Below are 12,020 nucleotides of genomic sequence, written 5' to 3'. Positions count from 1 at the left end.
TTAATTTTTATGGCGCTTGCAGCGCTCTGAACAGTATTTCACATCATTCCAAACAAGCTGCCACTTCTTTCTCCAAGAAAAAGGTTTTTGACAAACAAGGCAAATTTTTGTTGGTAAGTTTTCTTTTTTTACCATTCTCATAATAATTAACGACTAATTTTATATTGAGTTTTGCAGTGATCTCGCTTAATGTCAGGTGATCTAAGTTTTAAATGCTTGCTTGATTTTTCTTTAACGCGCTTTCTCCATAATCGATATGAAGAGGGCTTAAGTTGTGCCTGCATAATCCTCATTAAAGACGGTTCATCTAATTGGTAGGTCTTTAAAATGGCTTCAAAAGGTGTTCTATCTTCCCAAGCCATTTCAATAAGCCTGGACATATCTGCTTCTGTTAATACAATCTCTTTATTTGACATCAGGCTTAATTTAATAAGTATTTAATAAAAGCAGCAATGCCTAATACATAAAATGCCGATCCAATACCGCATCTAAAAGCCATATGCCAATTATATTTACATTTTTTCTTTGCCATTTTTTTATCTTTCTTGTTAATTTAAGTATCTAGATATGTTTCTTTCTTTTAAAGTTCAATACTGTTTGATCTTTACTTACACGTATCTATTTCATCCGGCCAAAAAACTTATCCTTTAAAATTCTGTCAAAGTATCAAATACTATAAGATATCAATTTATAACAAATTAACCCAGCTTTCTATATTTAAAATAGTTAAAACTAAGTATGACTAACATGAAAAAAATACCAGCTTCAGACATTACTCCTGAACATATTTATAATGATCGCAGAAATTTTATAAAAAATTTAGGTTTAATTTTAAGCTCCTCTGCACTATCAACATTTGCCAACACTAGCTTTGGAGCTCTCAATTCCCTTCCTTCATTTGCGCAAGCAAAAAACCACGGCAATGAAAAGCTAACTTCTCTTAAAGATATTACAAGCTATAACAATTATTATGAATTTGGCACTTCAAAATCAGATCCGCATGACCATGCAGATTTATTAAAAATTGATCCATGGTCGATTTCGATTGAAGGCTCTGTTGCTAAGCCCTTAAAACTTGATGTGGATGAACTTATTAAACTTATACCAATAGAAGAGCGAATCTATAGACTTCGCTGTGTTGAAGGTTGGTCTATGGTTATTCCTTGGGTAGGTATTCCATTACATTCATTACTTAAGAAAGTCTCTCCAACTGGAAATGCTAAATATGTTGAATTTGTATCTCTAAAGCGACCAAGCGAGATGATCGGCCAAAAAGATGACATGCTAGATTGGCCATACACTGAAGGACTAAGATTAGATGAGGCTATGCATCCACTTACTATTTTAGCAGTTGGCTTATATGGAAGAGTTTTACCTAAGCAAAATGGCGCGCCTATTAGATTAGTTGTACCTTGGAAATATGGTTTTAAAAGCATTAAAGCTATCACCAAAATCAGATTAGTAGAAAAAATGCCTGTCTCCACATGGATGAAAGCCAATTCCAAAGAGTATGGATTTTTTGCCAATGTTAATCCCGAAGTAGATCATCCTCGATGGAGTCAAGCAACTGAAAGAAGGATTGGGGAAAGTCTATTGGCGCCAAGGCTTAAAACAGAAATGTTTAATGGTTATCAAAAAGAAGTAGCTCATCTTTATCAAGGCATGGATTTAAGTAAGTATTTTTAATCTACCTTGAAATTGAATCAATCATATGTCAAGCGTTTAATCTTTATCGCAAGCCTCTGGCCAATTCTTTCATTAGGCATTGCTATCTTTCAAAGTAATCTTGGGGCAAACCCAGTTGAATTTATTGAGCGTCACTTTGGTAAGTGGGCGCTTATTTTTTTATGCTTAACATTAAGCATGACCCCTTTAAGAAAAATTACAAATATTAGTGAGTGGATTTTATATAGAAGAATGTTAGGGCTTTTTGTGTTTTTCTATGCCTCAATTCATCTCCTCTGCTATATAGGGCTAGATTATCAGTTTGCATGGGTAGATATCAAAAATGATATTATTAAACATCGTTATGTGTTGGTAGGTTTTTTAGCTTGGCTTTTATTACTGCCATTAGCTATCACTTCTTCAGACAAGATGATAAGAAGGCTTAAAGTGAATTGGAAAAGATTGCATCGCCTCAGTTATGTCATAGCTATACTAGGTGTTCTTCATTTTATATGGCTAGTCAAAAAAGATTTAACAGAGCCACTTATTTATGCCGTGATCGTTTCGATATTACTTATATTAAGATTAAATATTTTCAACCGTAAAAAAATTAATCATTAAAAATACTTTTCCAAATAGATACAACCTCAGCCGGGTGATCAGTAACTTCAGAATGCTTTATTCTTCCATCTAATTTAGCCTCAAGACCTAATTGATGTTGAAGTTCTCTATATCGTCGATAAGCACTGATGAGTTTTTTGGCTGCGAGAGCTTCCATTAAATTTTTTTCACTAAAAAGATTAAGTAATCCAATATTGCCTATATTAGGAGTAAGTGCCTTATTTGAAGAACCAAAAGCTAATACAAAATATTGCACAATAAATTCAATATCAATAATTCCTCCGCGATCTTGTTTTAAATCGAAAAGCTCACGATTAACTTTGTGTTTTTCGAGCATTCTTTCACGCATGTCCACTACATCTATCTTTAACTGCTTTATATCTCTTTGGGTTTCTAGAATATCGAGTCGAACCTTTTCAAATTGATTGCCTATTCCTACATCTCCAGCACAAAAGCGTGCCCGGGTAATTGCTTGATGCTCCCATGTCCAGGCTCTCTTTAATTGATAATCTCTAAAAGCATCAATGGAACTCACTAATAGGCCACTCGCCCCGTCAGGTCTTAATGCAAGGTCAATATCATAAAGAACGCCTGATGAGGAATAAGTGTTGAGCCAACTATTGATCCGCTGTGCAAATCTTGCATATTTTTCAGCCATGCCATCTCGTTTATCATCATAGATAAAGACAATATCTAGATCCGAGGTATAGCTCATTTCCTTACCGCCGAATTTCCCATAAGCAATGACAGCAAATTTAGGTGGGTCATTTTGCTCTGGATACATATGACCCCATACCAATAAAAGTGTTTCTTCTATAAGTAAGTCAGCAAGCTCAGTTAAGTAATCAGAGAGATTTTCTACTGACACATCACCTATCACTTCTAAGGCAGCCAACTTAAAAATGTTGGCGTGCTTAATATTGCGCATGATATTCATTTGCAGCTCGATATCGTCTTTAGCCTCTAATAAATCTTTATGAAGCTTTTCTTTTACTGCTACAAAATCAGGCTTTGTATAAAAATGATTAATATCAAGTAATTCATCAATCAATATCGGATGCTGAATAAGATATTGTGTAAGCCATGGGCCCGCTTTAGATAGTTTAATAAGTATCTTTAATGCGCTTGGATTTTCAGTGAGCATAGCAAGATAACTCGCACGCCTACATATACTCTCTAAAATTGAAATGATTCTGATGAACGTTGAATCTGAATTAGAAGCAGAAGAAACTTCATAGATAATTAAAGGTATTAGGAGGTCGAATCGTTGTCGACTCACTTCAGGCAAATGAAGGTAACGGGAACTATGCTTTAATCCGTCAATAACTTGATAGGTCTCATGAGGTAATTTAAAGCCTAAGCTCTTTAGATGCTTATGCGCATCCTCTAAACTTAAGGTCCCATTCCAAAGCACTTTAGTTGAATTTAATTGAGGTGAATCTTGATCTTTAATTGTTTCTTTAAAAACTTCATCAAAATAAAATTCTACATTGGCTCTGTGAGTTTCAAGATCTTGATAAAACATATTCCAGTCTTGGTATTGCATAGATTTAACTAACCTTAATTTACCCTCGTCTGATTTTGGTAACTCTTGTGTTTGCATATCTTCCATATACTGCAGTCTATGCTCTAGATTTCTTAAGAACTCATAAGCCTTAGTTAATAAATTAACTCCGTCTTTAGATAATAAATTTTTAGTTTCAAGAACTGCTAATGTAGGTAAAAGTGATTTAAGTCTTAATGACTTATCTTGGCCACCTCTGATCAACTGATAAACTTGTGCAATAAACTCAATCTTTCGAATGCCACCTCGACCAACTTTAATATTTTCTTGAATGCCTTTTTTATTTACATCATTTTGAATCTGAGTTTTTAAATCACGCATAGAATTCAATGCACCGTAATCTAAATATTTTCTGTAAACAAATGGCTCAATAATTTTACTAAGCTCTATCTGAGGCCCAACAATAACTCGACCCTTGACCCATGCATATCTTTCCCATTCTCGTCCGTATTTTTGATAGTAATCTTCTAGCATCTGATAGCTACATGCAATCTGACCCTCAGAACCAAAAGGTCTTAATTGCATATCTACACGAAATACAAAACCATCTTCTGTAATATCATTAAGACTCGATATGATCTTTTTACAAAGCTTGATAAAGAAGCTTTGATTGCTGATAGACGCATTACTTTTAGTATCTCCCTCTTCTGGATATGCAAAGATTAGGTCAATATCAGACGATACATTAAGCTCTGCTCCACCTAGCTTTCCCATGGCGACAATACTTAATTGCTGCTCTTTACCATTTAATCCTATCGGAGAGCCATGCATAGACTTAAGGAAATTAAAATGAAATTGATGTGCATGAAGTAGGGTAATTTCAGCAAGCTCAGTGACTGATTTTAGGATCTCATTTAAATCAGCTAATTTATTCAGGTCACGAAGAATAATATTTGCTATCACTTGCTGACGAAGTTTACGAAGAGATTTATTTAAACTTATCTCATCAGAAATTTTGCGGTCATCTAACCATGATTCCATTTCTTGCCGACTAAATGGATGGCTCATATGTTGAAGTGAGGATTGTTCTAGCTCTTTGTCTGCCTCAAATAGCCTTTTTATAAAAGGTGAGCAATGGTAGGTATAAGCAAGATCCTTACTTAACCATTGATTTAATTGTGATTGATTAGATGTTGACATTAAGCATTTAGTTAATTTGTATCTTTCATAACTTAGAAATTAACACAAAATTAAGCTTTTGCTTGCACACCCCTTTTACTCCCAGCTAAAATATACTTTTTAGCGACATCTACAAATACCGAAACTTCTTACCATTAATTAAGCTTATGCTCCGACAAACTATAATTTTTTCATTCTTTGTACTGACTTTAATAATCTCATTAACTTCTTACGCGGGTGGAGAGTCTACCTATAAATCAATTTGTATAGCTTGTCATGCTTCTGGCTTGAATGGGGCTCCTAAATTTCAGAATAATCTCGCGTGGGCGCCTATTATTAAGGAAGGCAAAGTTCATGTTATTGCTGAAGCTTATAACGGCGTCAGAAAAATGCCAGCTAAAGGTGGAAAGCCTGATTTAACTCTAGAGGATTTCTCGGAGGCTTTAATTTATATGGTTAATTCTTCTGGTGGCAATTGGAGCAAACCAACTGAGCAAGAGTTTATCCAAATTAGAAATAATATTTCGAAGCTTAGTGCTAAAAGAAAACCAGTTTAAGAGCCTCAGAAGTTTTAACGCCCTACAACGCTACCCTATCACTGTCTCAAAAAAATCTGTAATTAGGGCTTACCTCTAACCCTGATAGGTTTTATTATTGATAAGTAATACTTATCACACACTTAAAAACAATTCATTGGATTTATCTAAACAAGACACATAGAATTCATTCATACAAACTATTTGTAAGGAAATGAAAATGAAATCAAAAAAAGAAATTAAAGCATCTAAAATTTTAGAGAAAAATGAAAATTTAAAAAATTCAAACATGTCAAAAAACATAGATGAAAATAATGATGAAAATAATTTTGTATGTAAGCACAATGACAAAGACTGTTGGCATCGATATTCATCAGCAATGGGCGATTGTGTGTAATTATTATTGAGAAAACTGTGAAATATAAAAATGAAGACGAAAACTCAATCGGCTGAAATTTAATCCAGTGCCTCTATTACAGCCATGGCATGTTGGGATCCAAAAAAAATTAAGGAAATTATGGTGAACTAATGCAGGGAAAACTGCACCAATACGTGTCTGTGTATTAATTTACAAATATAAAAGCTTTAAAATATTTAAAGAAATATAGCGAAAACTAAAAGCTGGCAACTGCCAGCTTTTAGTTTGTAATAAAACAACGCGTTAGTTTAAGCCCATCATAACCATTACTAGCAAAGCCATAAATTTAATGAGCACCTATTTAAATCGCAGTACACTCCTAGACACCCAGGAAGCAACGGCCTTGCGTGAGCAAATTCGCCAGTACTTTCATCAAACTGCAGATTTATATGAGAGCTTGTTTCAGACATTAGTTAGTGATGAAGCCTATTATGTGAACTCTATTAAATTGAGGCATCCGCTGATTTTTTATTATGGCCATACTAATACTTTTTTTATTAATAAATTAATTTTAGCAGGCTTAATCACTGAGCGCGTCAATCCTCAATTTGAATCGATGTTTGCTGTGGGTGTAGATGAAATGGGCTGGGACGATATCAATGCGCAAAATTATAATTGGCCCACGCCTTTAGAGGTTAAAACTTACCGCGCCAGCGTGCGCAAAGTGGTTGATCAATTAATTTGTACATTGCCACTTAACCTACCTATGGATTGGGAGAATCAATGGTGGACGATTTTAATGGGCATAGAGCATGAGCGTATTCATTTAGAAACCAGCTCAGTATTAATACGCCAACATGCTTTGCACTATGTGCAAAAAAAAGACACTTGGCGATCATGTTCAGCGATAGACACCGCAGCGCCTTCCAATAGTTTGGTAGACATACCACCTAGACTAATTACATTAAGTAAATCTCCCGAACATTACGGCTGGGATAATGAGTACGGTAATTTTGAAAGTGAATGCACAGCGTTTCAGGCAGCAAAATACTTAACCTCTAATGCGGAGTTTCTTGCTTTTGTCGAAGCCGGCGGGTACAAAGAGGACTCATATTGGCAGGAAGAAGGATTAGCTTGGCGGCATTACGCTCAAGCAATGCATCCAACTTTCTGGGTACAACAAGGCGATGTTTGGAAACTCAGATTAATGACGGAAGAAGTTGCTATGCCTTGGAGCTGGCCAGTCGAAGTCAACTACCACGAAGCAAAAGCCTTTTGCAATTGGCACTCTGCTAATACGGGAAAGCAAGTGCGTATGCCCTCAGAGCACGAGTGGTATAGCCTCTATGCCCATGCTGGCTTGTCAGATGAAAAAGTAAGAGGTAGTATGAACGCAAATCTATTTTTAGACCATTACGCTTCCTCTTGTCCGGTCAATACATATGCACACGGTGATTTGTATGATGTGGTTGGTAATGTTTGGCAATGGACAGAAACTCCTATTTTTCCGTTTGATGGGTTTAAGGTGCACCCCTTATATGATGATTTCTCCACACCCACATTCGATGGTCGTCATAACATTATTAAAGGCGGTTCGTGGATAGCCTCTGGCAACGAAGCTTTAAAAGATGCACGTTACGCATTTCGCCGACATTTTTTTCAACACGCAGGATTCCGCTATATTGTGACTGATACTCCTTTACAAATTCATGCTTCGCATTACGAAACTGATAAACAACTTTCAGAATATGCTGAGTTTCATTATGGTGATATTTACTATGGTGTGCCAAATTTTCCTAAAGCGCTGAGTGATTTTGCAGTTCAACACTTACACACACGACCCGCCAAAAAGGCCTTGGATTTGGGATGCGCCACTGGCCGCGCTTCGTTTGAGTTAGCAAAGCATTTTGACCATGTCACTGGTATCGATTTTTCCGCACGGTTTATTGGTTTAGCGCTAAAACTAGTCCAACAAGGCATACTGCGTTACACCATGGTGAACGAAGGTGATTTAGTGAGCTACCAGGAACGCAGTCTAGCTGAACTTAAATTAACGGATGTGGCGCACAAAGTCGACTTTTGGCAAGGTGATGCCTGCAATCTTAAGCCACAATTTACTGGCTACGATTTTATACTGGCTGCCAATTTAATTGATCGTCTTTACAACCCGCGTGATTTTTTAAGCAATATTCACCATAGGTTAAATATAGGCGGCGTCTTAATGATCACCTCACCCTACACCTGGCTAGAAGAACACACGCCACGCGACCAATGGATAGGTGGCTACAAGCAAGACGGCGAAAATGTCAGCACTATAGATGGTCTCAAAGCACTGCTCGGTGAACACTTTAAGCTTATGCAATCACCCATTGAAATTCCTTTTGTAATTCGTGAAACACGCCATAAATTCCAACACAGCTTGTCCGAAGTGACCTTGTGGGAACGCATGCGCTGATGCAACGCTTTGACAAAACCATTCCACGGGAGGTTAGTGCATCGCTAAAATATGATGGCAGGCTTGAAACATTTGGCACGAATGATATCTTGCCAATGTGGGTCGCTGACATGGATTTTGCGGTGCCCGATGCTGTTACAAAAGCATTACAAGCAAGAGCCAGCCATCCCATATACGGATATTCAATTGCACCTGAGGGTCTCTATCAAGCTCTAATCGATTGGTTACTTGCAAAGCATCAATGGCCAGTAAAACGCGAGTGGATAGTACTGACCCCTGGCGTGGTACCTTCCTTAAACTTGGTTGTGGCAGCATTAACAGCAGAAAATGCAGGTGTGATAGTCCAGCCCCCAGTATATTTCCCCTTTCTATCTGCGGTAAAAGATCAGCATCGTCGTTTGATAGAAAACCCCTTGATTTTAGAAGAAGATGATTTGGGTAATTTGCATTACCAAATGGATCTTTCACAGCTAGATACCTGCTCTAAAGAAGCGAGCTTACTAATGTTTTGCTCACCTCACAATCCAGTCGGACGGGTTTGGTTAAAAGAGGAGTTACTAGCCCTATTGGCTGTAGCCAAAAAGCACAATTTAATTATTCTAGCCGATGAAATTCATGCAGATTTGGTGTATGCCAATATGCAACATCACACACTAAGTCGCCTTGCTTTTGAGAATGCTCCAGCACCATCAAGCATAGATGCGCCTCACGCTATCATCACAGCCGTTTCGCCCAGCAAAACCTTTAATATCCCAGGCTTGGGACTTTCTGCATTAATCATACCCGATGCCAATTACCGTCAAACCATCCAATCACATCTTACTAAGATCGCTGTTTCAGTGACCAACCCATTTAGTATGATTGCGTTTGAAGCCGCCTACCGTGGCGGGGCTGACTGGTTAAGTGAATTAATGGCTTACCTTCAAGCGACGCGTGATGAGGCTGTTGCGTTTATTCGTGCGCATATACCAAAAATAAATGTGGTGTGCCCAGAAGGTACCTATCTACTTTGGCTAGATTGTAGAAAATTAAACCTAGATGACAAAGCATTAGCGCTATTTTTTGTGCAAGAAGCGCAGTTAGGTTTATCCAGTGGTGCGATGTTTGGTCGTGGTGGCAAGGGTTTTATGCGCATGAACATAGGCACTCCCAGAGCAAATGTCATGAAAGCGCTTAATCGTTTGAAATCTGCCTTGTCGTGATTTGATGCTTTTACTGTTCACTCTTAAAGCCAAGGCTGTTTCACCCTTTTATCTCTAAGTTACCTTATTGACACAAAGACTTTTTTTTAACTTCTTTATTAACTTTTACTTGCACCCTCTAAGCCACGCCTATGCACTCCTCTAAAATAGAAAATAACGTTAAAGAAAAAAAGCAGCGTCATCAAGACTGGAAAGTTATCAAGAACTTATTTCCTTACATAAAAGCTTACAAAGCACGTATTATTTTTACGCTTATATGCTTAGTGTTAGCGAAGATGGCTAACTTGGGTGTACCTATTATGCTCAAGAATATAGTAGATGCGATGAGCATTACTTCAACACCAAAAGCATTACTGGTAGTGCCCGTGAGCTTAATTGTGGCTTATGGTTTGTTGCGCCTTTCAGCCTCACTATTTGCAGAGTTGCGAGAGTTAATTTTTTCTAAAGTCACTGAGCAAGCTGTAAGGCAAGTAGGTTTACAAGTGTTTAATCATCTCCATGCCTTATCTTTACGTTTCCACTTGTCTCGTCAAACAGGGGGTATGACACGAGATATTGAACGTGGCACGCGCGGCATTCAATCCCTCATCTCGTATTCTCTTTACAGTATTATTCCAACCTTAATCGAACTTGCTATGGTGTTAGGGTACCTTTTATTTGCTTACGATGTTAGGTTTGTATTGGTGACGTTTATTGCACTTATTTGTTATGTGGTATTTACAGTGGTTGTTACAGAGTGGCGAACAAACTTTCGACGAGAAATGAATAGTCTTGACTCACAGGCCAACCAAAGTGCTGTAGATACTTTAATTAATTTTGAAACAGTTAAGTATTTTGGCAACGAACAGTTTGAATCTGCACGTTATGATGTCAGCCTAAAAAAATATGCACACGCTGTTATTAAATCGCAAAAGTCATTAGCTTTTTTAAACTTTGGTCAGCAAATTATTATCGTTTTTGGATTGGTATGTATTTTAGGTTTGGCTAGTCAAGGAGTTGCAAAACAAGAAATGACCATTGGTGATTTAGTATTAGTGAATGTGCTAATGATACAACTCTACATACCACTTAACTTTCTCGGTGTGCTCTACCGTGAAATGAAGCAATCGTTAACTGATATAGACCGAATGTTTAGCTTACTAGAAACGGATCAAGAAATTTCTGATCTACCAAACGCAACAGTATTGCAAATAAAATCTCCAAAGATAGGACCGCATGTTTGTTTTAAAGACGTTAGTTTTTATTACGAAAAAAACCGCGGCATATTAAATCAAGTATCGTTTGAAATATTACCAGGCCAAACAACTGCCGTTGTTGGTCATAGCGGTGCCGGAAAAAGTACTTTAGGTCGACTGATATTTCGTTTTTATGACGTGCAATCGGGTGCCATTTATTTGGACGACCAAGACATCAAAACGGTTAAGCAAGCAGGTCTTAGACAGGCTATAGGTATAGTGCCGCAAGATACGGTGCTGTTTAACGACACCATAGGATTTAATATTGCCTACGGTAAGCCCGGTGCGAGTCAATCTGCCATAGAAGCAGCAGCTCAATCTGCCCAAATCCATGATTTTATTTGTAGCCTACCAAATGGTTACAACACCAATGTTGGTGAGCGAGGCCTAAAGCTCTCTGGTGGCGAAAAGCAGCGCGTTGCTATTGCAAGAACACTGCTAAAAAATCCTTCCTTACTTGTCTTTGACGAAGCGACCTCGGCGTTGGATTCTGAAACGGAACGCAGCATTCAAAAAGAATTAAACGAGTTAGCTAAAAATCGCACGACATTAATCATCGCGCATCGCCTTTCAACCATCACACATGCCCATCAGATTTTAGTCATGGAAGCAGGCAGTATTATTGAACGCGGCACCCATGAATTACTTCTAAAGGATGGTCAGCGCTATGCCGAAATGTGGCGTGTGCAGCAAAGCCAGATTCATTCATAAGCAATGTGATTAAGTTCTTTATTGAACAAGCAAGGTCAGGCAATACGTTTTAATGAGAGTGCATTCACACAATAGCGAAGCTTGCTGGGCGCTGGACCATCTGGAAATATATGACCTAAGTGCGCATCGCAAGTGCTGCAGGTGATTTCAACCCGAACACTACTTAAGCTGCCATCGCTAAAATAAGCTACCGCATTGGGCTCTAGGGGTTGAGTAAAAGAAGGCCAGCCCGTGCCGGAATCAAACTTTTGTGTTGCATCAAACAGCATGGTGTCGCAGCAGGCGCAAGCATAAAAGCCTGGTTCAAAATGAGCGCACATGGGTGAACTGAAGGGACGTTCTGTACCTGCCTTACGTGTAACATCATGGACATCGCTAGGCAATATTTTGCTCCATTGATCGTCTGTTTTTTCTACGCGATGATTCGCGGGCGGATTACCATGAAGTACGCGATTTTCAATATCTTGCCAAGTCAGCATAAAAATACCCTTAAGGTTATGAGTGAATAAATTGTACTCGTCAGATGTGATTTAAAAAAATTAGTTCTTAATACG

The 12,020-nt window shown here is 37.9% G+C and carries 11 protein-coding genes; 7 read left to right on the top strand and 4 right to left on the bottom strand.

Annotation, left to right across the window (positions count from 1 at the left end; all coding sequences use genetic code 11):
• The gene (locus tag FIT63_RS02650; protein ID WP_082092869.1) at positions 1-135 is read right to left on the bottom strand and encodes a DUF2256 domain-containing protein; all 135 of its coding nucleotides are present in this window, start codon (positions 133-135) and stop codon (positions 1-3) included.
• Between the two features lie 11 nt (positions 136-146).
• The gene (locus FIT63_RS02645) at positions 147-416 is read right to left on the bottom strand and encodes a TIGR03643 family protein (protein ID WP_140006437.1); all 270 of its coding nucleotides are present in this window, start codon (positions 414-416) and stop codon (positions 147-149) included.
• Positions 417-747: 331 nt separating this feature from the next.
• Here FIT63_RS02645 and msrP point away from each other — a divergent pair, with 331 nt between their 5' ends.
• Positions 748-1,686, top strand: a complete 939-nt coding sequence (gene msrP / locus FIT63_RS02640) for a protein-methionine-sulfoxide reductase catalytic subunit MsrP (protein WP_140007145.1) — start codon at positions 748-750, stop codon at positions 1,684-1,686.
• Between the two features lie 12 nt (positions 1,687-1,698).
• On the top strand, positions 1,699-2,286 hold the full coding sequence (locus FIT63_RS02635) for a protein-methionine-sulfoxide reductase heme-binding subunit MsrQ (RefSeq protein WP_140006436.1): 588 nt from the start codon (positions 1,699-1,701) through the stop codon (positions 2,284-2,286).
• Here FIT63_RS02635 and glnE read toward each other — a convergent pair.
• Positions 2,276-4,990: a bifunctional [glutamate--ammonia ligase]-adenylyl-L-tyrosine phosphorylase/[glutamate--ammonia-ligase] adenylyltransferase gene (gene glnE / locus FIT63_RS02630; RefSeq protein ID WP_140006435.1), complete on the bottom strand. Its 2,715-nt coding sequence runs from the start codon at positions 4,988-4,990 to the stop codon at positions 2,276-2,278. The genes FIT63_RS02635 and glnE overlap by 11 nt on opposite strands.
• Positions 4,991-5,136: 146 nt before the next feature.
• Between glnE and FIT63_RS02625 the strand changes: the two genes are divergently transcribed.
• From FIT63_RS02625 to FIT63_RS02610, 5 genes are all read left to right on the top strand, one after another.
• Positions 5,137-5,526, top strand: coding sequence for a c-type cytochrome (locus tag FIT63_RS02625; RefSeq protein WP_140006434.1), 390 nt, complete (start codon positions 5,137-5,139; stop codon positions 5,524-5,526).
• 199 nt (positions 5,527-5,725) lie between these two features.
• Complete coding sequence (locus FIT63_RS06830; protein ID WP_189342332.1) at positions 5,726-5,902, top strand: hypothetical protein; 177 nt, start codon at positions 5,726-5,728, stop codon at positions 5,900-5,902.
• A 310-nt stretch (positions 5,903-6,212) separates the two neighbouring features.
• Entirely contained in the window at positions 6,213-8,318 is a 2,106-nt protein-coding gene (gene ovoA, locus FIT63_RS02620; RefSeq protein ID WP_140006433.1) for a 5-histidylcysteine sulfoxide synthase, read from the top strand.
• The gene (locus tag FIT63_RS02615) at positions 8,318-9,520 is read left to right on the top strand and encodes a MalY/PatB family protein (protein WP_140006432.1); all 1,203 of its coding nucleotides are present in this window, start codon (positions 8,318-8,320) and stop codon (positions 9,518-9,520) included. Before ovoA ends, FIT63_RS02615 begins: the two co-directional genes overlap by 1 nt.
• Before the next feature lie 131 nt (positions 9,521-9,651).
• Complete coding sequence (locus FIT63_RS02610; RefSeq protein WP_140006431.1) at positions 9,652-11,466, top strand: ABCB family ABC transporter ATP-binding protein/permease; 1,815 nt, start codon at positions 9,652-9,654, stop codon at positions 11,464-11,466.
• Between the two features lie 35 nt (positions 11,467-11,501).
• On the opposite strand, the gene msrB is transcribed toward FIT63_RS02610, so the two are convergent.
• The gene (msrB, locus tag FIT63_RS02605) at positions 11,502-11,945 is read right to left on the bottom strand and encodes a peptide-methionine (R)-S-oxide reductase MsrB (RefSeq protein WP_140006430.1); all 444 of its coding nucleotides are present in this window, start codon (positions 11,943-11,945) and stop codon (positions 11,502-11,504) included.
• Positions 11,946-12,020 lie beyond the last annotated feature (75 nt).

The sequence above is a fragment of the Candidatus Methylopumilus planktonicus genome (genome assembly GCF_006364715.1).
Taxonomy (GTDB): domain Bacteria; phylum Pseudomonadota; class Gammaproteobacteria; order Burkholderiales; family Methylophilaceae; genus Methylopumilus; species Methylopumilus planktonicus_A.
The sequence above is the reverse complement of the archived record's forward strand: the minus strand, read 5'-3'. Positions and strand labels throughout refer to the sequence as shown.

What these genes read in the sequence shown, in the direction of transcription:
- FIT63_RS02625 (WP_140006434.1), top strand. Translation starts at nt 5,137, where the DNA reads ATGCTCCGACAAACTATAATTTTTTCATTCTTTGTACTGACTTTAATA.
- FIT63_RS02645 (WP_140006437.1), bottom strand. Translation starts at nt 416, where the DNA reads ATGTCAAATAAAGAGATTGTATTAACAGAAGCAGATATGTCCAGGCTT.
- FIT63_RS02610 (WP_140006431.1), top strand. Translation starts at nt 9,652, where the DNA reads ATGCACTCCTCTAAAATAGAAAATAACGTTAAAGAAAAAAAGCAGCGT.
- msrP (WP_140007145.1), top strand. Translation starts at nt 748, where the DNA reads ATGAAAAAAATACCAGCTTCAGACATTACTCCTGAACATATTTATAAT.
- FIT63_RS06830 (WP_189342332.1), top strand. Translation starts at nt 5,726, where the DNA reads ATGAAATCAAAAAAAGAAATTAAAGCATCTAAAATTTTAGAGAAAAAT.
- glnE (WP_140006435.1), bottom strand. Translation starts at nt 4,990, where the DNA reads ATGTCAACATCTAATCAATCACAATTAAATCAATGGTTAAGTAAGGAT.
- ovoA (WP_140006433.1), top strand. Translation starts at nt 6,213, where the DNA reads ATGAGCACCTATTTAAATCGCAGTACACTCCTAGACACCCAGGAAGCA.
- FIT63_RS02615 (WP_140006432.1), top strand. Translation starts at nt 8,318, where the DNA reads ATGCAACGCTTTGACAAAACCATTCCACGGGAGGTTAGTGCATCGCTA.
- msrB (WP_140006430.1), bottom strand. Translation starts at nt 11,945, where the DNA reads ATGCTGACTTGGCAAGATATTGAAAATCGCGTACTTCATGGTAATCCG.
- FIT63_RS02650 (WP_082092869.1), bottom strand. Translation starts at nt 135, where the DNA reads ATGGTAAAAAAAGAAAACTTACCAACAAAAATTTGCCTTGTTTGTCAA.